General features: G+C 44.6%; 15 protein-coding genes. 9 read left to right on the top strand and 6 right to left on the bottom strand.

The window, feature by feature from the left end; all coding sequences use genetic code 11:
- Window positions 1-6: 6 nt before the first annotated feature.
- The 3 genes from DUL71_RS18385 to flxA form a co-directional block, all read right to left on the bottom strand.
- The gene (locus DUL71_RS18385) at window positions 7-1,227 is read right to left on the bottom strand and encodes a beta-ketoacyl-[acyl-carrier-protein] synthase family protein (RefSeq protein WP_114939476.1); all 1,221 of its coding nucleotides are present in this window, start codon (window positions 1,225-1,227) and stop codon (window positions 7-9) included.
- Window positions 1,228-1,451: 224 nt separating this feature from the next.
- A complete protein-coding gene (gene flxB / locus DUL71_RS18380; protein ID WP_112568435.1) occupies window positions 1,452-2,180 on the bottom strand; it encodes a flexirubin biosynthesis SDR family reductase FlxB in 729 nt (242 codons plus the stop codon).
- A gap of 32 nt (window positions 2,181-2,212) precedes the next feature.
- The gene (flxA, locus tag DUL71_RS18375) at window positions 2,213-3,796 is read right to left on the bottom strand and encodes a flexirubin biosynthesis tyrosine ammonia-lyase FlxA (protein WP_244228791.1); all 1,584 of its coding nucleotides are present in this window, start codon (window positions 3,794-3,796) and stop codon (window positions 2,213-2,215) included.
- Window positions 3,797-4,245: 449 nt separating this feature from the next.
- On the opposite strand from flxA, the gene DUL71_RS18370 reads away from it, so the two are divergent.
- The 9 genes from DUL71_RS18370 to DUL71_RS18330 all read left to right on the top strand — a co-directional run bounded on the left by DUL71_RS18370 (window position 4,246) and on the right by DUL71_RS18330 (window position 16,725).
- The gene (locus DUL71_RS18370) at window positions 4,246-5,442 is read left to right on the top strand and encodes a DUF2062 domain-containing protein (protein ID WP_114939475.1); all 1,197 of its coding nucleotides are present in this window, start codon (window positions 4,246-4,248) and stop codon (window positions 5,440-5,442) included.
- Window positions 5,443-5,445: 3 nt separating this feature from the next.
- Complete coding sequence (locus tag DUL71_RS18365; protein WP_114939474.1) at window positions 5,446-9,300, top strand: trifunctional MMPL family transporter/lysophospholipid acyltransferase/class I SAM-dependent methyltransferase; 3,855 nt, start codon at window positions 5,446-5,448, stop codon at window positions 9,298-9,300.
- Entirely contained in the window at window positions 9,301-10,815 is a 1,515-nt protein-coding gene (locus DUL71_RS18360) for a phytoene desaturase family protein (RefSeq protein ID WP_114939473.1), read from the top strand.
- A complete protein-coding gene (locus DUL71_RS18355; RefSeq protein WP_114939472.1) occupies window positions 10,808-12,490 on the top strand; it encodes a C45 family autoproteolytic acyltransferase/hydrolase in 1,683 nt (560 codons plus the stop codon). The genes DUL71_RS18360 and DUL71_RS18355 overlap by 8 nt, the downstream gene beginning before the upstream one ends.
- Window positions 12,487-12,864 carry a holo-ACP synthase gene (acpS, locus tag DUL71_RS18350; RefSeq protein ID WP_114939471.1) on the top strand — a complete coding sequence of 126 codons (378 nt, stop codon included), beginning with the start codon at window positions 12,487-12,489 and terminating at the stop codon, window positions 12,862-12,864. Before DUL71_RS18355 ends, acpS begins: the two co-directional genes overlap by 4 nt.
- Complete coding sequence (gene flxY / locus DUL71_RS18345) at window positions 12,861-14,162, top strand: flexirubin biosynthesis putative acyl-CoA ligase FlxY (protein WP_244228790.1); 1,302 nt, start codon at window positions 12,861-12,863, stop codon at window positions 14,160-14,162. The genes acpS and flxY overlap by 4 nt, the downstream gene beginning before the upstream one ends.
- A gap of 24 nt (window positions 14,163-14,186) precedes the next feature.
- On the top strand, window positions 14,187-15,440 hold the full coding sequence (locus DUL71_RS18340) for a cation:proton antiporter (RefSeq protein WP_114939470.1): 1,254 nt from the start codon (window positions 14,187-14,189) through the stop codon (window positions 15,438-15,440).
- Between the two features lie 194 nt (window positions 15,441-15,634).
- Entirely contained in the window at window positions 15,635-16,216 is a 582-nt protein-coding gene (locus tag DUL71_RS18335; protein WP_114939469.1) for an HPP family protein, read from the top strand.
- A gap of 227 nt (window positions 16,217-16,443) precedes the next feature.
- Complete coding sequence (locus DUL71_RS18330; RefSeq protein WP_114939468.1) at window positions 16,444-16,725, top strand: DUF4242 domain-containing protein; 282 nt, start codon at window positions 16,444-16,446, stop codon at window positions 16,723-16,725.
- Between the two features lie 63 nt (window positions 16,726-16,788).
- Here DUL71_RS18330 and DUL71_RS18325 read toward each other — a convergent pair whose 3' ends face one another.
- The 3 genes from DUL71_RS18325 to DUL71_RS18315 form a co-directional block, all read right to left on the bottom strand.
- Window positions 16,789-17,883, bottom strand: a complete 1,095-nt coding sequence (locus DUL71_RS18325) for a phosphatidylinositol-specific phospholipase C1-like protein (RefSeq protein WP_114939467.1) — start codon at window positions 17,881-17,883, stop codon at window positions 16,789-16,791.
- A 78-nt stretch (window positions 17,884-17,961) separates the two neighbouring features.
- Window positions 17,962-19,590 carry a RagB/SusD family nutrient uptake outer membrane protein gene (locus DUL71_RS18320; protein WP_114939466.1) on the bottom strand — a complete coding sequence of 543 codons (1,629 nt, stop codon included), beginning with the start codon at window positions 19,588-19,590 and terminating at the stop codon, window positions 17,962-17,964.
- Window positions 19,591-19,614: 24 nt separating this feature from the next.
- Entirely contained in the window at window positions 19,615-22,608 is a 2,994-nt protein-coding gene (locus DUL71_RS18315; protein ID WP_114939465.1) for a SusC/RagA family TonB-linked outer membrane protein, read from the bottom strand.
- Window positions 22,609-22,738 lie beyond the last annotated feature (130 nt).

Genomic DNA, 22,738 nt, shown 5'->3' with positions numbered 1-22,738 from the left:
GCTGGTTTAAATATATTTTTTAATAATCAGGGACGAATTGGTGCCGCCAAACCCAAACGAGTTTGACAGGAATGTATCTATATTTTTTTCGACGGTTTCGGTAGCGATATTAAGCTTAGCCGAATCTTCATCGGGGTTTTCAAAATTAATGTTGGGTGCCACGAACGAGTTTTGCATCATCAGCATCGAGTAAACGATCTCGCTCGCGCCAGCCATCCAGCACTCGTGGCCGGTCATGGATTTGGTAGAGCTTACCAGCGGTTTATAATCGCCAAAAACCTCGTCGATAGCCTTTGCCTCGCTGGCGTCGCCAGCAGGGGTGGAGGTAGCGTGGGCATTGATGTAATCAATTTCAGAAGCCTGTATGCCGGCATCTTTCAGTGCCATGTTCAACGAGCGTACCGGACCTTCAACTGTGGGGTTTGAGATATGCGCCCCGTTTGAAGAAAAGCCGTAACCGATAACCTCGCCTAAAATAGTAGCACCTCTTTTGAGTGCCGAATCAAGGCTCTCCAATATCACAGTAGCCGCGCCACCGCTTGGCACTAAACCATCACGATCGCGGTCAAACGGGCGGGAGGCTTTGGCCGGATCTGTTTCATGTATAGAAAATGCCGAAAGCGCGTCAAAACTCCCCATCGAATAATGGCTCAGTTCCTGCGCGCCGCCGCAAATGATGCAATCCTGCATTCCACTTTTAATCAGGTGGTAACCCATACCTATAGAATGAGAACCGCTGGCGCAAGCCGCGCTGATGGTAAAATTAACCCCGCGAAGCTTAAATATAGTAGCCAGGTTCATGGTAACGGTAGAATTCATGGTTTGAAAAACCGCACCGGAACCAATAAGCATGGTGTCTTTTTTCTCGCGAATGATATCAGTGGTTTCAATAACAGCTTTTGCAGTACTATCGTTACCGTATAAAATACCCACATCGGTCTGGGCGATGTATTCAGCATCGATACCGGCCTGCTGTAGCGCTTCGATAGTGGCTATGTAGGCATATTCGCCTTGTTCGGGCAGCATAATGCGAGCCCGGCGATCAAGCGTACCTTTCAGGTTTGGTTTTTCAACCGCGCCCGTTAAGCCTGAGCGATAACCAAAATCTTTACGGATAGCATCATATACAATGCCGGAACGGCCGGTATAAAGGGATTCTTTAACTTCATCAAGATTTTTCCCAATACACGAATAGATACCCATCCCTGTTATCACAACCCTATTCATATCTGAGCAAAAACTGATAATACATAGTCAACAAAATATGATAAAAATACAAAAAAATTAAACTTCAATGCTTTTGTATGTATCGCGTTCCTTAAAGTGGTTCAAATATAAGCGGTTAAAATACCTGTATGTTAATAGCTTATAATTAAGTTAATATTAAGAGTTAATTACTCTCAAATCAATTTGCCACCGCTCGACTGGAGCCGAGCGGTGGCCTTTGGGGATTAGGAATACAATCCCCCGTTTATCGAAAGCACCTCGGCAGTAATATAAGCGGCTTCCGGCGAAGCCAGAAAACCTACCGCATGGGCAACCTCCTCCGGTGTGCCAAACCTTTTTAGCGGCACCATCGCTTTCAATTCCTTTTCATCAAGCCCGGCAGTCATATCCGTAGCTATAAAGCCCGGGGCTACAGCATTTACTGTTATACCCCGGCGACCAACTTCCTGCGCTAATGCCTTGGTAGCACCAATAACCCCCGCTTTGGCGGCCGAGTAATTTACTTGTCCCGGTAAGCCTTTCAACCCTGATAGTGAAACCACATTAACAATGCGACCGTATTTTTTAACCAGCATGCTGTTTAACACCAGGCGGGTAACATAAAAGAAACCGTTTAGGCTGGTGTTCAGCACGCCATCCCATTGTTGGTCGGTCATCCACATCATCAGGCCATCGTCTTTAACGCCGGCGTTGTTTATTAAAACTTCAATGTACTTTTCGGTATTGGTTTCTATCCAGCTACCTAATTTTTGTTGGATATCGTTCTTGTCGGCCACATTAAATTGCAACAATTCCCCATCGCCGCCATTGGCTTTGATCTCGGCGAGGGTGTTGTCGGCTTCATCAATGTTGCCTTTATAATTAACAAGCACATAATAACCCATAGCGGCCATTTTGTAGCAAATGGCCCTGCCAATTCCTCTTGAGCCGCCGGTTACTAATGCACATTTCATATGATATTTTTGGTGTTAAAAGGTTTAATAATTCAGGAAATAAGTTCGGCCGATTCAAAATAGGTTTTCACTTGTTGCAGGTCCTGGTATTTGGGTTTATCCTCAATAAATTTAGGGAAAATAGCCCTTAAGTCTGTATAAACTTTGTTGGTTTGGGTTGATAGCTTGTTGGCGCAATCAAGATAATCGACGGCCTGTAGCAGGGTCATAGCCTGTATCGCCAATACCTCGAAACTATTATCGATCACCTTTTTGGTTAATAACGCCGCGTTACAGCCCATGCTTACAATATCCTGGTTATCATTATTGTTTGGGATACTGTGTACGTACATTGGGTACGAAAGGGTTTGATTTTCGGCAACAGTTGAGGTGGCCGTAAACTGCATGCCCTGCATGCCGAAGTTAAAACCGAGCACCCCCAGGTTTAAAAACGGTGGAAATTTCTGATTTAGTTTATCGTTGAGCAGGTAATTGAGCTGCCTTTCGGATAACATGGATACGCGGGTAACGGCTATCTTTAGTTTATCCATCTCCAGCGAAACATAATCGCCGTGGAAATTGCCACCGTGAAAAATATTATGATTTTCATGATCGATAACCGGGTTATCATTTACCGAGTTAAGCTCATCTACAACCACATGTTCGGCCTGGGCAATGGTGTCATACACCGGGCCGAGGATCTGCGTAACACAACGGAGCGAATAGTATTCCTGTACCTTATCCTCAAACACTTCCTGGTCGATATTTTCGGGATTGTACAAATGCTCTGACCGGCTGCGGGTCATTTGGCTGTCTTTCAGGATTTCCCTCAGTTGTGACGCTACTGCGTTTTGCCCGGTATGGTGTTTTACCCTGTTCAGCTCGTGCGAATAATGATCATCAAAAGCGCCCACAACTTCGTTGATCATAGCTGAGAGCATCACCGACCAGCCGAGTAGTTTTTTAGCACGGATAATATTCAGCAAACCAATCCCCGTCATGGCCGATGTACCATTGATAATAGCCAACCCTTCACGGATATGGATCTGCAAGGGTTTGATATTCAGTTGCTCAAAAACAAAAGCTGTTGGTTTTACTTCACCATTGTAAATCACTTCCCCTTCGCCGATGAGTACCAGGGCAAGGTGGGCTAACTGCACCAGGTCGCCGCTGGCACCTACGCCGCCATGTTCAAATATGCAGGGAGTAATATTTTTATTGATGAGCTCGACAAGCAGGTTCACCAGTTCGGGATGCACGCCTGAATGTGCCTGCATAAAACTGTTAAGCCGTGCAAGCATTAAAGCTTTTACCAGTTGGGGCTGCATTAAATTGCCGCCGCCAGAGGCATGACTGCGGATGAGGTTGTACTGTAATTGCAGCCGGTTTTCATCGCTCACCTTATATTGTGCCATGGGGCCAAAGCCGGTATTGATGCCGTAAATCAATTTATTGGATGAAAAATTGCCAAGAAAGTTAAAGCTGGCCTCTACCTTTTCGAGCGCCTGTTCGTCGGGAACAATCGCGGTGTTTTTAAAAATTACCTGGTAAAAATCATCCAGTGTAAGGGCTTTTCCTCCAACCTGTAGTATGGGCACAGCAGTTTTATTTAATAAGGTTTGATTATTCTTTTCCACAAAATCAGGGCGAAAATAAGGTAAATGTTCGGATTTGAAAATAACACAGTCACCGCCCGGCTCCAGCCGGGTGGCAGCTATTAAACGGCCTCTGGCCGACGGGTATTGTATGAACCTTTACGCTTTGTCATGCTGAATTGAAGAAAATAGAGATCTGTGAAGGTAAGATAACATTAGGTGTGGAGGGATTGTCATCCTGAGCCTGTCGAAGGACGCGCGCAGAGGCCCACCCACCATGCTTCGACAGGCTCAGCATGACACCCATTTTTTGAATTTGTCATCCTGAGGAACGAAGCATGACAAAATACTTTTTAATAAACAACATACTTCCACACAAAAATTTAACGTTTAATTTAACCCGAAAGAATAACTTTGTAAAGCATTAAACGTAAACCCACAAAACCCATTGATAAAAACCTGGACTGAAGCCGGTACGTGCGATTGATTATATGACGGATAACTTACAACTTATACAGGCAAAGTTTAAACAATTACAGGTATGCGTTATTATACCCACCTATAATAACGAGGGCACGCTGGCCGCTGTTATTGCCGATGTTTTAGCTTATACCGATCAGATTATTGTTGTAAACGACGGTTCGACAGATGGTACACAAGCTATTATCCATTCATTTCCGCAGGTTAAATCCGTAAGCTATATCCAAAATGTAGGCAAGGGCTGGGCTTTGCGCAAAGCTTTTGAATTTGCCACAGAACAGGGTTATCAGCATGCCATCACCATTGACTCGGACGGGCAGCATTTTGCGGCCGACCTGCCCGCTTTTATTGAAAAGCTGGAACAGGAACCGGATTCGCTGATCATTGGTTCGCGCAATATGGAGCAATCATCGGTGCCGGGGAAAAGCAGTTTCGGGCATAAGTTTTCTAATTTTTGGTTTTGGGTAGAAACCGGGATCAAATGCCCGGATACGCAATCTGGTTACCGTTTGTATCCCATCCACCTGCTCAAAAACACTAAATTTATCACTCGTAAATACGAGTTTGAGATAGAGGTTATAGTACTTGCCGCCTGGAAAGGCATCAAGATAGACTGGGTACCGGTAAAAGTTTATTATGCCCCGAAAGAAACTCGGGTATCGCATTTTCGCCCCTTTCAGGATTTCTCCCGCATCAGTGTGCTTAACACTATATTGGTGATCATTACATTCGCTTATATTAAGCCCCGCGACTTTTTCAGGACGCTTTTTGATAAAAAAAAAGCGAAGCAGATGCTCAAAAACCTGTTCTTTAACCCCGAGCATTCACCGCAGCTTAAGGCTAAATCTGTAGCCTTTGGCGTTTTCATGGGGATTGTGCCTATCTGGGGTTTTCAATTATTAGTGGCTATTTCGCTGGCTTTCATATTCAGGCTTAATAAGGCTATTGTAATTACGGCGGCGCATATTAGTTTTCCGCCAATGATACCGGTCATTATTTTTCTGAGCTATAAAACAGGTAGTTTATGGATGGGCAGCGGTAATGTGGAGATCCCCCTGGATAAAATTTCGATTAAGGCCATTGGCGAACATCTGGAACAATATCTTTACGGCAGCATTTCGCTGGCCATTTTTGCAGGTATTATAGCAGGATTGCTCACTTTTGCGTTACTAAAGCTGTTTAAGCGGAGGCCTGTCCCCGCGCTGTAATTCATGGAAAAAATCCTGGTAGGCATCTATACTTATTTTAATGCCCGCAAGCCGCTGTTTTATACGGTGTTTGCGCTAAGCTTTGCGCTTGTAGGTTTTTTTGCTTCGCGGATAAGGTTTGAAGAGGATATCTCCAAGATACTTCCCAAAGATAAAAAAATAGAAAAGCTCAACTACATTTTCCAGAACTCCAAATTTGTTGATAAGCTGGTGGTGATGGTGTCGCTTAAAGATTCCGCACAGCAGCAACCCGATAGCCTCATAGCCTTTGCTGATAATTTTACAGAAACCATTCAGCAAAAACTGCCACGGTATATCAGTAAGATAAATGCTAAGGTTGATGATGGCTTGGTATTAGAGTTGTTTGGCACTATTAATAAAAGCCTGCCCATTTACCTCACCGAACGTGATTACCTCAATATCGATACGCTCATCCGCCCGGATCAGGTAAAAGAAACCCTCGCCCGTGATCTGCGTACGCTTACCTCTCCCGCCGGACTTGCGCTGAAAAGCATGATCAGCAGCGATCCTGTTGGTATTTCATACCTCGGCTTAAAAAAATTACAGCAGCTACAGTACGACGAAAATTTTGAACTGTATGATAGCTATGTGATGACTAAAGATCACAAGAACCTGCTATTGTTCATCACGCCAAAATACTCGCCCAATAATACCGGCGAGAACGCGGTAATGCTTAAAGGCATAGACCAGGTTATTGATAGCCTGGAAGCTAAAAATTTTAAAACGGTTGATTGCAGCTACTTCGGCACTACAGCCGTATCGGTGGGCAATGCCCTGCAATTACGGCGCGACTCCATGTTTACCCAGGGCATTACGGTGGTGTTCCTGATTGTGTTCCTGGGTTTTTATTTCAGGAAAAAGCGTGCCCCGGTTGTGATCCTGGTGCCGGTATTGTTTGGCGCGTTGTTTTCGCTGGCGGTGGTTTATTTTGTGAAAGGCAGTATTTCGGTTATTGCCCTGGGCACAGGTTCGGTGGTGCTGGGCATAGCGGTTAATTATTCGCTGCATGTGTTTAACCATTACCGCCATACCCGGAGCATTGAACAGGTGATCCGTGATTTAGCCATGCCGCTTACCGTGGGCAGCTTTACAACCATAGGCGGTTTCTTTTGCCTGGAGTTTGTACAATCTGAAATGCTGAAAGACCTTGGTCTGTTCGCGGCCTTTAGTTTAATTGGCGCTTCGTTTTGTTCGCTGGTGTTCCTGCCGCATTTCATCGCCTCAAAAAAGGAGCAGCATGAACATATCGCCCAGCTTTCCTGGATAGACAAGCTGTCGGCCTACAACCCCGAATATAATAAATTTATTATTTCGGCTATTGTGGTACTTACGGTTGTATTTAGCTACACCGCCCGCAATGTGAGTTTTGAAACGGATATGAACCGCATGAATTTCATGACCGATAAGCTCAAAGCATCCGAAGCCAAACTGAACACCATTAATAAATATGCCCTGCAATCGGTTTATCTGCTGGCCGAAGGCAAGACACTGGATCAAGCTCTTCGGACTAATGAAAAACTATCGGCCCGGATAGACTCATTGAAAGAAAAGAATATCGTCAAAAAATACTCCGGAGTATCATCGCTTATCATATCTGATTCGCTGCAAAAAGCGCGAATTGCCCGATGGAATAACTACTGGACACCCGCTAAGAAACAGCAATTGATGGCGGTATTGATTAAAGAAGGAACCGCTTTAGGTTTTAAGCCTTCCGCTTTTGATCATTTTCAGGAGCTCATCAACAAAAACTTTAAACCGGTTGGACAGCAGGAAATGGCCGGCATCCGTAAAAGTTTACTGGATGATTATATCACCGAGCGACCGGGTCGGGCGGGCGTGATCACACTGGTTAAAATATCCCCGGAGGATAAAACCAAACTGTACAACCTGTTTGAGAGCTCAACAAATGTTACCGTAGTTGATAAACAATACCTTACCACCCGCTTTGTGGGTATCATCAACAATGATTTTGCAAGCATCGCTATCATGTCGTCGTTATTGGTGTTTACGGTGCTGTTACTTACGTACGGGCGAATTGAGCTTACGCTGGTTTCATTTATCCCGATGTTTATTTCCTGGATTTGGATATTGGGTTTGATGGGTTTGCTGGGGATTCAGTTCAATATTGTAAACATCATCATATCGGCCCTGATATTTGGTTTAGGCGATGACTACAGCCTGTTTATTATGGATGGGCTGTTGCAGGAGTATAAAACCGGCAAAAAAAACCTGTCGTCGTACAAATCATCTATATTCCTGTCGGCCATTACTACGGTAGTAGGTTTGGGCGTATTGATATTTGCCAAACACCCGGCCTTGCGTTCCATCGCGTTGATCTCCATTATCGGTATAGTTTGCGTGGTGGTGATGGCCCAGATCCTGATCCCGTTTTTGTTTAACCTGCTGATCAGGAACAGGGTAAAGGCTAAACGCTTCCCATGGACGCTGAGCGGCTTTGTGATCTCGGTTTTCGCGTTCACTTATTTTGTAAGCGGTTGTTTATTGTCAAGCCTGATTGGTTTTGTTTTGATCAAGCTTAATCCATTTAAAGGCGAAAGGAGCAAATATGTTTACCATGCTATCCTGGCGAAGTTTTGCTGGTCGATGATGTATATTATGCCCAACCTGCGTAAGCGCGTGGTGGATAAGGACAGCTTTGAAAAACCCGCCGTGGTAATCAGCAACCATCAATCGTTTTTGGACATTTTGGTGCTGATCATGCAGCATCCTAAGCTCATCCTGTTTACCAATCACTGGGTATGGAATTCGCCGGTGTTTGGAGCTGTAGTGCGGATGGCAGGCTATTTTCCGGTGGCCGAAGGTGTGGAGCAGAACATTGATGAACTGGCCGAAAAAGTAAAGCAGGGTTATTCGATGGTGATCTTCCCGGAGGGCAGTCGATCGCCCGATGGCAAAATGAAGCGTTTCCATAAAGGCGCGTTCTTTTTGGCCGAACAACTGGGCATGGATATCCTGCCCATTGTGCTGCACGGCACCGGCTACAACATGACCAAAGGCGATTTTCTGTTGAAAAACGGAACGATCACCATCAAGTACCTGCCGCGTATAGCAGCTGATGATGCTTCATTTGGTACAGGTTATGCCGAGCGCACTAAAAATATCAGCCGTTATTTTAAAGAAGAATACCAGAAATTAAGCGCCGAAATTGAGCTGCCTGCTTATTTTAAGGAGCAACTGATATACAATTACCTGTACAAGGGCCCGGTGCTGGAATGGTACATGCGTATCAAGCTAAGGCTCGAAAAAAATTACCAGGTATTTCATGATCTGCTGCCTAAACAAGGCAAAATGCTTGATATGGGTTGTGGGTATGGCTTTATGCCTTACATGCTGCATTTTGCAGCACCAGGTCGTGAGTTTACCGGGGTTGATTACGATGAGGAAAAAATAGAGGTGGCTGCAAATTGCTTCGGCAAAACAGACGGTATCAATTTTGGTTATGCCGATGCCCTTGCCTTTGAAATGCAGCACTACGATGCCATTATCATGGCAGATATGCTACACTATTTACAGCCCGATGAGCAAACGCGATTGATTGAAAAGTGTATCGCCAATTTAAATCCTGCCGGTACGCTTATTATCCGCGATGGGGATGCCGATCTGCAGCAGAGGCAAAGGGGAACGGCTTTAACCGAGCTTTTTTCCACACGTTTGTTGGGCTTTAATAAAACAGGAAAAAAAGGCTTGTCGTTTATTTCGGGAAAAGTGCTCCGGGAGCTGGCCGCGGTGCATGGTATGTCATGCACTCAGGTTGACAATAGCCGGTACACATCAAATATTATTTTTGTGATGAAAAAGGAAGGGAAGCAGGTTTAAATGGACGATAAGTTTGATGTACTGATCATTGGCAGCGGAATGGGTGGCCTGGTTTGTGCCGATATGCTCGGTCGCGAAGGATACCGCGTTTGCGTTGTTGAAAAGAACAGGCAGCTTGGTGGCTCATTGCAAACCTATGTGCGCGACAGGGTGATCTTTGATTCGGGGGTGCACTATCTTGGTGGACTTGATAAAGGCCAAAACCTATACCAGATCTTTAAGTACATTGATATTATTGATAACCTGAAGCTGGAAAAGCAAAACCCCGATGCCTTTGACAAGATCATGATCGATAATGATCCGGTGGAGTATCCGCAGGCTCAGGGTTATGATAATTTTATCAAACAACTACTGGTTTATTTTCCGGATGAAGGGCCTGCTTTGCGCGCCTATTGTGACAAGCTGAAGGAAGTTTGTGACAAATTCCCGTTGTATAACCTGCGCTCGTCGGATGATTTTTATGAAAAGGCCGATGTGCTGGAGGTAGATACTGAAGCATTCCTGGCATCTATCACTAATAATAAAAAGCTGCAACAGGTACTGGCCGGTAACAACTCCTTATACGCCGGGGAAGCCGATAAAACGCCGCTATACGTACATGCGCTCATCCTCAACAGTTACATTGAAAGTTCCTGGAAATGTGTTGACGGCGGTTCGCAGATTGCTAAACTCATTGCCCGCAATATCCGCGACAGGGGCGGCGTTATCATCCGGAATAAAGCCGTAAAAAAATTGGTGGAACAGGATGGTAAAATAGCGTATGTTGAATTACAGCATGGCGAAAAGCTGTATGCCGGTCATTTCATTTCCAACATTCACCCGGTAAAAACGCTGGAAATGACGGATTCGGCGGTGATCAAGAACGTGTACCGTAATCGCCTGAAAAGCCTGGAAAACTCGGTATCGTCGTTCACCATCAACATCGTGTTTAAAAAAGAAACGTTTAAATATTTTAGCCACAACGTTTACAGTTTTAAGGACGGGCAGGTATGGCATATGGCCAATTATACGCAGCAAAACTGGCCGTTGGGTTATGCTGTGTTCATGACGCCATCATCAAAAAACAAGGAATATGCCGAGGGCATGACCATCCTGGCATATATGCGCTATGAGGAAGTAAAGCCCTGGGAGGATACTTTTAATACCGTATCTGACGAAGCTTATCGCGGCGAAACGTATGAGCAATTTAAAAAGCGTAAAGCCGAAGTTTTACTGGATGATGTGGAACTGAAGTTTCCGGGATTAAGGGATAAGATCCATTCATACTATACCGCCACACCGCTCTCGTACCGTGACTATATTGGTAATGACGATGGCTCACTTTACGGCATAGCTAAAGACTATAAACATCCGCTAAAAACATTCATCTCGCCACGCACCAAACTGCCCAATTTGTACTTCACGGGGCAAAACCTTAATTTACATGGCATTTTGGGGGCAGCGATGAGCGGGATAGTAACCTGTTGCGCTTTGTTGGGCAATGATGATCTGATAGATAAAATAAGAAATGCGTAACAGGAAATTCAGCTGGAAGCGGTTTGGGAAACGGTTGCTGTACACAAGCCTGGTGTTTGTGGGGCTACTGCTTATTGGCTTTATTTACCTGTATTGTGTAGCTATTGATTATCCCCCAAAACCTGCCGATCTGAGCAGCTTGCAGTTACAGCGGAGGCAACCGTCGCCGGGCTTTTATACCATCAATAATAACTGGTTCAGGAAAAGTAAAAGCGGCTTGTTTGAGATGTATGTAGAGGGTAAACCTTTTGAACGTGGGGTGATTAACGGTAAACTGAGTAAAGAACTGGTGGTTAACCAGGAAGTCTACTTTACCGACCAGATCAACAAGATTATCCCTTCAAAATCTTACCTGTCATTCCTGAAGTATTTTATAGCCTGGTTTAACCGCGATCTGGCGAAAAATGTGAGTGAAGAATATAAAGAGGAGATTTACGGCATCTCTAAATCGGCCTCGGATAAATACCAGTATATCGGTTCCAATTATCAGCGGATATTGAATTACCATGCCGCGCATGACATTGGTCATGCCCTGCAAAGCATGGCGCTGGTGGGCTGCACCTCCTTTGGTACCTGGAATGACCGCTCGGCTGATGGTACCATGATTGTAGGCCGTAATTTTGATTTTTATGTAGGTGATAACTTCGCGCACGATAAAATAGTGGCTTTCTTTAACCCATCCGAGGGGCATAAATTCATGACCATAACCTGGGGCGGTTTTGTAGGGGCGGTATCGGGCATGAACGAAAAAGGCCTGAGCGTTACCATCAATGCCGATAAAACCAATATCCCCTCAGGTTCGGCCACGCCGGTATCCCTGGTTGCCCGTGAGATATTGCAATACGCCGAAAACATTAACGAAGCCATAGCTATCGCCAAAAAGCGCAAAATGTTTGTGTCCGAATCATTCCTGGTAGCCTCGGCAGAGGATAATAGAGCGGTAGTGATCGAAAAAACGCCCGATACGCTGGATGTGTATGACCCGCACCAAAACTATATAGTTTGCGCCAACCATTTTCAAAGCAAAGGACTGGCACATTCTAAAGAAAACCTGGTACAACTGAGCAACAGCGCTTCGCCATATCGCTACCAACGCTTAATGGAATTGCTGAACGCCGAGGGCAAAAACACCGTGCAAAAAACTGTTGATATTTTACGTGACCGCCAGGGTTTACACGGCGAGGATATTGGCATGGGTAACGAAAAGGCGTTGAACCAACTGATCGCCCATCACTCAGTGGTGTTTGAACCGCAAAAGCTGTTGGTTTGGGTATCCACTTCGCCATGGCAGCTGGGGCAATTTGTGGCTTATGATCTGAAAAAGATTTTTGCCATGAAAGGCATGCAAACCGATCATGAAGTTATCGACAGCGCTCGAACCATTAAACCGGATCCGTTTTTAAACAGCAAAGCTTACCATGATTTCATAACTTTCCGTACGCTGAAACAAAAAGCTTTTGATGGCGGCGAAATTAGCCCCGATAGTGTGGTAGCCAGCAACCCGCAGTTTTACCATGCGTATGTAATAGCCGGCGACTACTCGTTTAAGCACAACGACTATAAAAAAGCCCTGGAGTATTATAAAACGGCTTTAACCAAAGTTGTTGCCACCGTAAACGAGGGAAACTATATTAAAAAGCAGGTTGAAAAATGTACTAAAAAGCTAAGCTCATGACGGTAGCAGGAGTAGGTATTGATATGATAGAAGTGGAGCGTGTGCAAAGCAGCATTGCCAAAGAACAGGGCTTTCGTGAGCTGGTTTTTTCGGCAAGGGAGATTGCTTATTGCGAGAGTAAAGCCAACAAGTATCAGCACTACGCAGCCCGCTTTGCCGCTAAGGAGGCTTTTTTTAAAGCCTTAGGCACAGGCTGGCTAAAAGATACCGCCTTTAACGAAATTGAGATCAGCAATGATGCAAACGGCAAGCCATATCTTGAAGCCATTGGTGAAAGTGCCGTAGTAATCAATCGTGAGGGCCCGCTTAAAATATCCGTATCATTAACCCATTTAAAAACAATGGCATCAGCCGTGGTAATTATCGAAAAGTGATAGCATATCCACCTAAATCATTAGCATACCAACCTAAGCACGAGGTTGTTGAAATACAAGAGCAAAAATTGCAGGAATTGCTGGCTTACCTCAGCCTCAACTCTCCGTTTTATAAAGACCTTTTTGCCAAACATCATATCGATATCAGCCAGATCAAAACGCTTGATGATCTGCGGTTGATACCGACTACCACTAAAGAGGACCTGCAAAAACGCAATGATGATTTTTTATGCGTGGATAAAGGGAGGATCATTGAGTACAGTTCTACATCAGGTACGCTGGGTAGCCCGGTAACTATAGCACTTACTGAAAATGACTTAGAGCGACTGGCATACAACGAGTATAATTCTTTTACCTGTGCCGATGGTTCGCCTGCCGATTTGTACCAACTGATGCTTACGCTCGACAGGCAGTTTATGGCCGGCATGGCTTATTATTCGGGCATTCGCAAGATAGGGGCCGGTATTATAAGGCTGGGGCCGGGCGTGCCCTCATTGCAGTGGGAAACTATTTTAAGGCTAAAGCCTACGGCTATTGTAGCCGTACCATCGTTTATTTTAAAGCTGATCCAGTTTGCGCAGGAGCACAATATCGATATCAATGCTTCGTCGGTTAAAAAGGCGGTTTGTATTGGTGAAAATATCCGCAATACCGATTTTAGCCTGAATATCCTCGGCCAAAAAATAACCGAGGCCTGGAATATCAAATTGTATTCAACTTATGCCTCTACAGAAATGCAAACCGCCTTTACCGAGTGCGGCGAGGGCAGGGGCGGACATCACCAACCCGAACTACTGATAGTGGAGGTATTGGACGAGGGTAATAACCCGGTTGCTCCCGGCGAATCAGGCGAGGTAACAATTACCACGCTCGGCGTAGAGGGTATGCCGTTATTGCGGTACAAAACCGGCGACATCTGCCATTATTTTGACGAGCCCTGTACCTGCGGTCGTACAAGCATCAGGCTGTCATCCATCGTTGGTCGTAAAAAACAAATGATCAAATTTAAAGGGACAACCCTTTACCCGCCGGCATTGTTCGATCTGCTGAATGGTATGGAAGAGATCAAAGATTTTGTAGCCGAAGTATACTCTAACGAAATAGGAATGGATGAAGTGCTACTGCATCTGTTGCCACTAAACTACACCGATGAGTGCGACCGGAAGATCCGTGCAAATTTACAGGCCCGACTGAGGGTGAGCCCGCACATCACTTATTTAAAACACGATGAAATGCAGAAATTACAATTCCCTGAGGCGGTACGTAAGCCGGTTAAATTCATCGATAAAAGAAAGTAAGTGATTATGTGCTAACTTTGCGGCATGCATAATGCCGATATCCTGGGCCGGTTAACGCAGCAGTTTGAATTGCCGTTTAGTAACCCGGTACTCGTTTTCTCGCTGATACTTTTGATCATTTTACTTGCTCCTATTATTATGGGCAAGTTCAGGTTTCCGGGCATAGTGGGTTTTATTTTGGCTGGGATAGCTGTTGGTCCGCATGGGTTAAACCTGCTCAAGAAAAATTCGGCAATTGACCTGTTCTCTACCATTGGCTTATTGTATATCATGTTCATAGCGGGTGTTGAGCTTGACCTGAATGAGTTTAAACAGAAGAAACATCGCAGCCTGGTATTCGGCTTTTTTACTTTTTGTATTCCTATACTTATTGGCTTCCCGATATGTTATTACCTGCTGGGTTATCCGCTGATAACATCGGCATTAACAGCGAGTATGTTTGCTACGCATACGCTGGTGGCTTATCCTATTGTGAGCAAATATGGTATGGCTAAAAATGAGGCCGTGGCCATTAGCGTTGGCGGTACTATCCTCACCGATACCGCCGTACTAATATTATTGCCGGTAATTATGGGTGCTAAAAATGGCGGGCTGGGTTTCAGCTTCTGGCTGCAGCTGATGATCTCGCTGTCGATTTTCGCCTTTATCATGTTTGTGCTGATACCGCCACTGGCGCGTTGGTTCTTTAACCGCTATCGCGACAGCAAAACATTGCCTTATGTATTTGTGCTGTTCATCGTGTTTCTGTCGGCCTTTCTTTCGCAGCTTGCCGGGGTTGAACCCATTATCGGGGCCTTTGTGGCCGGGCTGGCGCTGAACAAGGCTGTACAGCAATCGCAGCCATTAATGCACCGGATTGATTTTGTAGGTAATGCCATATTTATTCCATTCTTCCTCATCAGCGTGGGCATGCTGGTTGATCTGCGGGTGCTTACTCGTGGTCCGCAAGCTACTATTGTGGCCCTGAGCCTTACGCTTGGCGCTTTGTTAGGGAAATGGCTGGCGGCGCTATCCACCCAAAAAATATTCAAATATTCGGCGACACAGCGTACGCTAATATTTGGCCTAAGCAGTGCCCATGCCGCCGCTACACTGGCCATTATACTGGTTGGCTTTAAGGCACAGATCATAGACGATAATATTTTGAACGGCACTATTATCCTGATCCTGGTGACCTGTGTGGTAGCTTCATTTGCTACCGAGCATGCCGGTAAGAAATTGGTTAAACGTTTGGAAGAACCGCCCGTTTTAACAGAAGAAGAATCAAGTATTGGTTAAAATCGTTGCAGATACTGCTAATTCGAAGTCTCTGACTTCGAATTAGCTATGGATGTAGTTTGTAACTACATGTAGTCAAAGACTACAAGCATAGTCGTCAGAAGTCACAGACTTCGGACAGCACATTAAACAGGCTAAAGAACTGCCTGTTTTAAAATAAGAAGAACAAACTATCGGCTAAAACCGATGATAATATGAGAAGAAGGATACACAGGCACATACGCGCAGCAAAGTACATTGTTTATAAAGAAACTTTAGTTGACTTCAGAGAACACTTCTGGACATTTATCAGCTCGTTTTCGGGCATTGCGCTAATTGGCTTGCTAAACAGCAAATACTTTACTGCTTCAGATAACCTTTTCCTGATCGGTTCGTTTGGGGCTTCTTCGGTATTGATTTATGGCGTGATTAATAGTCCGCTGGCACAGCCACGCAACCTGGTAGGCGGGCACGTGCTTTGTGCCCTGGTTGGTGTTACGATACACAAACTCGTTCCTAACGAATTATGGCTGGCCGCAGCACTTTCAGTGTCGATATCAATAGTATTGATGCAAATTACCAAAACCCTTCATCCGCCGGGCGGGGCCACAGCTTTGATAGCCAACATCGGCTCTGAAAAAATAAAAGCGCTGGGTTATATGTATGTATTTAGCCCCGTGTTTTCAGGTGCAATGATCCTGTTGCTGATAGCCTTGTTGTTCAACAACATGACCAAACACAGGCATTATCCTAATAATAAAAAATGGCTGCAGGTGTGGCGGCGATACCAGCGGTAATAATTGTACATCATTATTGCCTGTGCTCTTGGTAGCTTAATCTTTTTTAATGGCTTGATTGCTAAGAAACTAATATTTATTTTTAAATAGTATTACGTCCTGCCCCAATTAGTTTTTCGGTGAGTTGTTGATTATACCTCAGGTAGTCCTTAAACATTATCTGTAAGGAATATATCGCCGTTTATTTGCTAAACCAACAATCAATAGTAACCCTTAAATTATGTGTCATGAAAAAATTTGTTATTGAACGGGACTTGCCTGGCGCGGGCAACCTTTCGCCCGAAGAATTACAGGCTATTTCACAAACATCATGTTCGGTTGTAAATGACCTGGGCAAGCCATATCACTGGATCCAATCGTTTGTTACTGCCGATAAGATCTATTGCATCCACATTGCCGAAAGCGAAGAGGTTATTCGCGAACACGCCATGAAAGGCGGCTTCCCGGTAACCAGTATTGCCGAAGTGAAAGCCGTGATCGACCCCACAACAAGTACCGTTACAGTTTAATCTCACACAAAAAGAGAAGGCCTGTAATCAATTACAGGCCTTCTCTTTTTGTGTTTGTATGGATTAATTTCCAACAGAACCTTGCGATCCGTTTTGAAACAATGGATCGGGTTTAAAATAAGTACCGCCATTAAAGCTGATCACGTAATCAGAATTAAAATGGGTGCTTTTTTTATAATAATCGGTACTGATGATCTGCGCGCCTGATTTTTGCGCCGCTTCAAATGAGCTCATGTCATTGGCACGGGCTTCCTGGGTATCAGAATCGGCACGGGTACGGATGATGTAACCTTTCTTCACCAGTTTTTGAATGGCTGCCAGATCTTTTTTAGCATCGTTCATGATGTGGATAGCAGCTTCCGGTGTTCCGGGCAACGCGTCGGCAAATAATACACGGCCTTTTAATGAAGGATGACCGGCTATGTAAGTCGCTCTTTTTTCGCCTTTTTCATCAAGGATAAAGATAAATTTGCCTTTGGCTGCTTTTAGTGTTGGCCAGTTATTGTGCAGTACTGCGGCTTCAAGGGTTTTGTATGAGCCGCGCACATCATCAGGAGTAATTAAATACTGTTTGCCAAGGTAGGTCAAAATTTCTTTGTCTAAATCGGCAAAGGTTTGAGCGGTAAATTTTTCAGGAACAGTAAATCCGGGCTTGTCGGAAGCCTCGTCCTTGGCGTTCATGGTAATATAGATGGGGTTATGGTCCGGATGCTCATCGCTCCATTTTTTCAACTCCTGCAGGCAAAGCTTAAAAGTGGCGCAATTGCTGCGGAAGTCGATATCCTCGATATGGAAAACCTTAAAGCCAGGCTCCTTCATTACGCCCTGGGTGTCAAATGCTGGTTGGCCCGGTACCCAGTCTAACCCTTTTGGATGAGCGTATTTGCCTCCTTTGGTATCGGCATAAACATCAATCTCCAAAGCGTTCAAACCTAAGTTAAGTTGATCGCTAAGGCTGATGTGCTCATAATCTATCTTGCTCATGCCAACCGAATCGCGCTGCTGTAAAAAGCGGAACAGCTTGGGGTTAATAGCCTGTTTGTAGCTGTTGTGCGATCCTATTACCTGGAAGTGGTTCATTTTCTGATCGTCGGGGTTGTTCAATAACGCTGATGCTGAAAGAACAATGCCTGCGATTAATCCGCCTGTAAATTTCATTTTGGGAGATATATTATTGGTTTAACGAAATAAAGCGCAAAAGGATTCTCTTTTGCGCTTTATAAAAAATGTTGATGATTAATAACCCGGGTTTTGTTTAAGGTTAGGGTTGGTTTTTAACTCGGTTGATGGAATTGGATATAACCTGCGGGTTGGGTCGGTGTTCATTTTCAGATCATCGGTTTTGCCCCCCATAACCGGTAGCGGATATTCTTTCTCGAATAAACCGTAACGGATCAGGTCATTACGACGCCATGCTTCCCATGAAAGTTCACGTGCACGCTCGTCCAATAAACCATCAAGGTCAATTGAGGTGGCGGCCTGCGCGTGGGCGCGGGTACGCAGTTTGTTTACCAAAGTAAGCGGAGTTTGCGCGTCGCCATTGATAGTTGTAGGCGCGGCGCCACGTAAAATAGCTTCGGCTTTCATCAGGTAAATGTCAGCCAAACGGAATACCGGTACGTCGTTACTGTTTAAACGGGTTGCCTGAATGATATTAATATCAGGATAGTATTTAATTGAACGCACACCTTCTGATTGTGAAGTCAACACATCGTTACCAAGGTCCATCGGTTTTGAACCGGTTAAGGTTAAAGTTGGGATGATGTTGATTTGTGTATTTGGCGGAACTGTTGCGGTTCCTGTCGGAAAATACACGGGTTGATTGGTAAAGCCGCCATTGCCATCAGGATAATATTGCGGACCGGCCAGCCAGGTTTTGGTACGATCATCGCCCGGAATGTTGAAACGGTTATAAAACTCAGGCGTAGTGCTCATGGCAATACTCAAACCTACGTTAAAGCCATACGCGTTAACCAGGTAGTAGAAGAAACCAAAACGGGTAAATTGGTTGCCCGGAATCTGCTGGTCATAAGGAACCGCGAAAACAGTTTCATTGATTTGCGGACCGTTTGTTGGCAAAAATATGTCGCGGAATTTGGCATCCAGGAAATAGTTGGTGTTGGCCTGTACACTATCGCACATGGTAACGGTTTCCTGGTAACGGGTGGTGCCGGTATAAACGCCCGAGTTAAGGTACATTTTGGCAAGTAGGGCAAACACCATGCCTTTAGTTGGGCGACCGTACTGCGCTACGTTAGTTGCCGAGTTGTTGCTTTTGGCTGGTAATAAAGGTAAAACAGATTTAAGTTCGCTCTCTATAAACTCATACACTTTAGCACGCGGCTGGGTTGCAGGTTGTGTTGTTACCGGGAAATCGGTAATGATTGGCACGTTACCATAAAGGTCCATCATGAAATAAAGGTAAAGTGCGCGCATGGCCTTAACCTCTGCAATTGACGAGGCTTTTTTTGCTGCCGATGATGAGGAGTTATTGATAACGCTCATGATACGGTTACAGCTATTAATACCGCCAAAGCCCCACTGCCATACGCCTATAACGTTAGGGTGGTCAAAGGTCCAGGTGTGATAGTGTAGCTGACGGTACTGGCCGCCATCGTCAAAGTTACCATCGCGGGCGGGTAGGATAGCCTCATCTGTAGACATATCTTGCATGCGCCAGTAAGGTACAGCATAGCTTGACGAAAGGTTGGAATAAATACTGCCCAGCAATGCGGTGTAATCCGCGTCGGTTGATGGAAAGTTTGATTGTACGTACTGTGATTCAACAGGTACATTTAGTTTTGTACATGAATATGTGCCAATCATGGTGGCGAAAGCTGTACATGCTATAAATATCTTTTTCATCTCTTTTCTTTCTGATGGTTTTGTTTAGAATGATGCGGTTAAACCTAAACTGAATGTGCGTGTTTTAGGGTAAAAATCGCGGTTATCGATACCTGGGGTCAGGCCGCCCATGTTAACTTCGGGGTCAACACCACGGTATTTTGTGATGATGAAAATGTTGTTGCCCGATGCATAAAAGCGCAGGCTCTTTATGGCCTGGATGTGCGGTTTAATAGTATAACCCAATGTAGCGTTATCCAAACGCAGGTATGAACCACTTTCAAGGAAACGATCTGAGATCAGATAAGCGTTGATATCTTTGAATGATTCGCCTAAAGTAAACCGTGGGATGTTTTGCAGTTTAGCATCAGCCGGGTTGTTTAACGAAGCAAGAGTTCCGTTCAGGATCTTGTTGCCATAAACACCACGTACCAGGAAGTTCAAGTCAAAGCCTTTGTAAAAGAAGCTGTTGGTCCAGCCGTAAATAAGTTTTGGCTGCGCGTCATATTTAATAAACTGATCGGTAGTGAGTGGCTGGCTTGCTACTATAGAGCCGTCGGCCTTTTCAAAAGTACTAACACCATTGGCGTTTTTTCCGGTATAGTGCCATAGGTCAAAAGTTCCCAATGCGTAACCCGGCTGGATGATCTGGCTGAAATTGCCTGACTGACCTTTGCCACCTAACTGGGCTGTTTGAATGTAAGGAAGGGCCAGGCCACCTTGTGATAAACTTTCAACTATGTTTTTATTGTGGGTGAAGTTTAAAGACGTACGCCATGTAAAAGCCTGTGATTTTACCGGAACGGCATTAATCACAACCTCGATACCACTGTTTTTCATTTTACCAACATTGGCAGTTAAATACTGGTAAAAGTATTGAGTAGTTGATACCTGCAGGGTGGTGATCAGGTCGGATGTTTTCTTAATATAATAATCAACCGAACCGGTAATGCGATTGTTCAGAATACCGAAATCCAGACCGATGTTGGTAGTTGCGGTACTTTCCCATTTCAAATCGGGGTTAGGGTTACGTACCGGGCCAATTGGGTTAACAATATTACCATTATTCAAAAATTTACCACCGCCCGGAGGAACACCGTAAATCAACTGTGCTGTAAAGGCATCAAAACCAAGGCTGTTACCAGATACACCGTAGCCGGCCCTTAATTTTAAGTCGCTGATAACCGGGACAGATTTCATGAAATCCTCGTTGGTGATTTTCCAACCGGCAGAAGCCGCAGGGAAATAACCATGACGATGGTTAATACCAAATGCAGATGAACCGTCTTCTCTTAATGAGGCTTGTAAAAGGTATTTATCTGCAAACTGGTATTGTGCACGACCATAAAACGAGATAAACCTCAAGGTTGAGATATAAGCCGGGTTAAATACAATTTGTGACAGCTGTGTAGGGTTTGATAGCGCCAAAAAGTTATAGGTCAAATAATCGTTAGAGAAACCTTGTGTTTGTACGCCGAAGCCGTCGTTGTTACGATCCTGCTGATAAGAGTAACCGCCCAACAACTTCAATGAATGCTGGCCAAATGTGCGATCATAATTAAAATATGCTTCCAACACGTTGCTGGTATTGGTATAAGCACTACGTGCGGCCACACCACCTGCGTTAACATATATGCCCGACTGGCTTGTAGAGTAGGTATTTACGTTATTTTGTTCTTTTTGGGTTGATCCGGATATGGTGAATTTCAGTCCGTTCAAGATATCTACTGAAGCAAAACCATTAATAAGGGTTTTGTTATTTTCAGTTTTGATAAAGTTGTTATTGATTAATGACAATGGATTTAACGGACCGCTACCTGTACGGCTGTAGTTTTCTTTATAAGTACCATCGGCATTAAAAGGGCCTACTGTTGGCAGGTAAAATAATATACCTGATAACACCTGGCTCTGAAAAATGTCGTTGTTTTTGGTAGCGCTGTTAGTAAGCGTAATACCCAGTTTTAAACGGTCGTTAAAAAAACGCTGGTTAATATAGCCTTTGTAAATGGTACGTTCAAGACTGGTATTTCTTAAAATACCATTGTTTTTCATGTAGTTTACGCTTGCGCCATATTCGGAGTTGGTACCTGCGCCACCGTATGAAAGATTGTGGTTTTGAGAGTAACCGGTTCTTTCGGCCAGTTTTTGCCAGTTGGTATTTGAGCCATCATCGTCAGCGGCGCTTAATTTAGGTACGCCGTTATCGGTTAAATATTTACGCAGCTCATCGCCGGTAAGTACGTCAATGTTTTTTGAAACATTTTCAACTGCGCCGTAAGCGCTGTAGGTTAAGCGGGTTTGGCCGGCCTTAGTTCTTTTGGTTGTAACAATGATTACGCCGTTGGCAGCACGCGAACCGTAAATAGCGGTAGATGAAGCGTCTTTCAGTACGTCGATGCTTTCGATGTCGGCAGGAGCTAAAAGATCAATAGAAGCACCCGGAACACCGTCAATTACGTAAAAAGGCTGTATTGCAGCACCATCGCGCAGGGTTGATGGCCCCCTTAAAATAACAGCAGGTGGTTTATTAGGGTCGCCACTTTTGGTAATGTTTAAACCTGCTACCTTGCCTTGCAATAACTCGGCAGGAGTAGTTAAAACGCCGTTGTTAAATTCTTCGGCTTTTACCGATGTTATAGCGCCGGTTACGTCTTTCCTGCTTGCTGTACCGTAGCCAATTACTACAACATCCTTCAATTGTTTGGTATCAGTTACCATGGTAACGTTAACTACTTTTTTGTCGCCAATGGTAACCTCTTTAGGTAACGAACCTAAAAAAGTAAACTTGATTACGTCATCGGGTCCGCTCACCGTAACCTGATAAATACCATTTGCTGTGGTTGGGGTAGCTTTGCCTGTGCTTTTAACTGTTACTACCACCCCCGGTAACGGTAAGTTGGTTTCGTCGGTAACGGTACCCCTGATGATACGTTGTTGCGCGAAAGCCATTGATGTAGCCATGAACATCAGCATAAAAAGACAAATCGTTTTACCTGATCTGTGGCATAGCCTTAAGATAGATCTGTAATGTTTTTCCATAGTTTTTAATTAATGATAAACCCCTTTTAATAGTTGCCCAAGTTGAGAATATGAGGGCGATAAATTGCTGCAAAGCAACGGTTGTTTTATTATCAGTAAATAAATGCGGGGTTAATTTATCTATTAATTA

Origin of the sequence: Mucilaginibacter endophyticus, assembly GCF_003351025.1 — a bacterium.
Taxonomy (GTDB): Bacteria; Bacteroidota; Bacteroidia; order Sphingobacteriales; family Sphingobacteriaceae; genus Mucilaginibacter; species Mucilaginibacter endophyticus.
The sequence above is the reverse complement of the archived record's forward strand: the minus strand, read 5'-3'. Positions and strand labels throughout refer to the sequence as shown.

Excerpts from the sequence above, each read along its gene's own strand:
- DUL71_RS18385 (WP_114939476.1), bottom strand. The coding sequence starts at position 1,227 with ATGAATAGGGTTGTGATAACAGGGATGGGTATCTATTCGTGTATTGGG.
- flxB (WP_112568435.1), bottom strand. The coding sequence starts at position 2,180 with ATGAAATGTGCATTAGTAACCGGCGGCTCAAGAGGAATTGGCAGGGCC.
- DUL71_RS18370 (WP_114939475.1), top strand. The coding sequence starts at position 4,246 with ATGACGGATAACTTACAACTTATACAGGCAAAGTTTAAACAATTACAG.
- DUL71_RS18365 (WP_114939474.1), top strand. The coding sequence starts at position 5,446 with ATGGAAAAAATCCTGGTAGGCATCTATACTTATTTTAATGCCCGCAAG.
- DUL71_RS18360 (WP_114939473.1), top strand. The coding sequence starts at position 9,301 with ATGGACGATAAGTTTGATGTACTGATCATTGGCAGCGGAATGGGTGGC.
- DUL71_RS18355 (WP_114939472.1), top strand. The coding sequence starts at position 10,808 with ATGCGTAACAGGAAATTCAGCTGGAAGCGGTTTGGGAAACGGTTGCTG.
- acpS (WP_114939471.1), top strand. The coding sequence starts at position 12,487 with ATGACGGTAGCAGGAGTAGGTATTGATATGATAGAAGTGGAGCGTGTG.
- DUL71_RS18340 (WP_114939470.1), top strand. The coding sequence starts at position 14,187 with ATGCATAATGCCGATATCCTGGGCCGGTTAACGCAGCAGTTTGAATTG.
- DUL71_RS18335 (WP_114939469.1), top strand. The coding sequence starts at position 15,635 with ATGAGAAGAAGGATACACAGGCACATACGCGCAGCAAAGTACATTGTT.
- DUL71_RS18330 (WP_114939468.1), top strand. The coding sequence starts at position 16,444 with ATGAAAAAATTTGTTATTGAACGGGACTTGCCTGGCGCGGGCAACCTT.
- DUL71_RS18325 (WP_114939467.1), bottom strand. The coding sequence starts at position 17,883 with ATGAAATTTACAGGCGGATTAATCGCAGGCATTGTTCTTTCAGCATCA.
- DUL71_RS18320 (WP_114939466.1), bottom strand. The coding sequence starts at position 19,590 with ATGAAAAAGATATTTATAGCATGTACAGCTTTCGCCACCATGATTGGC.
- DUL71_RS18315 (WP_114939465.1), bottom strand. The coding sequence starts at position 22,608 with ATGGAAAAACATTACAGATCTATCTTAAGGCTATGCCACAGATCAGGT.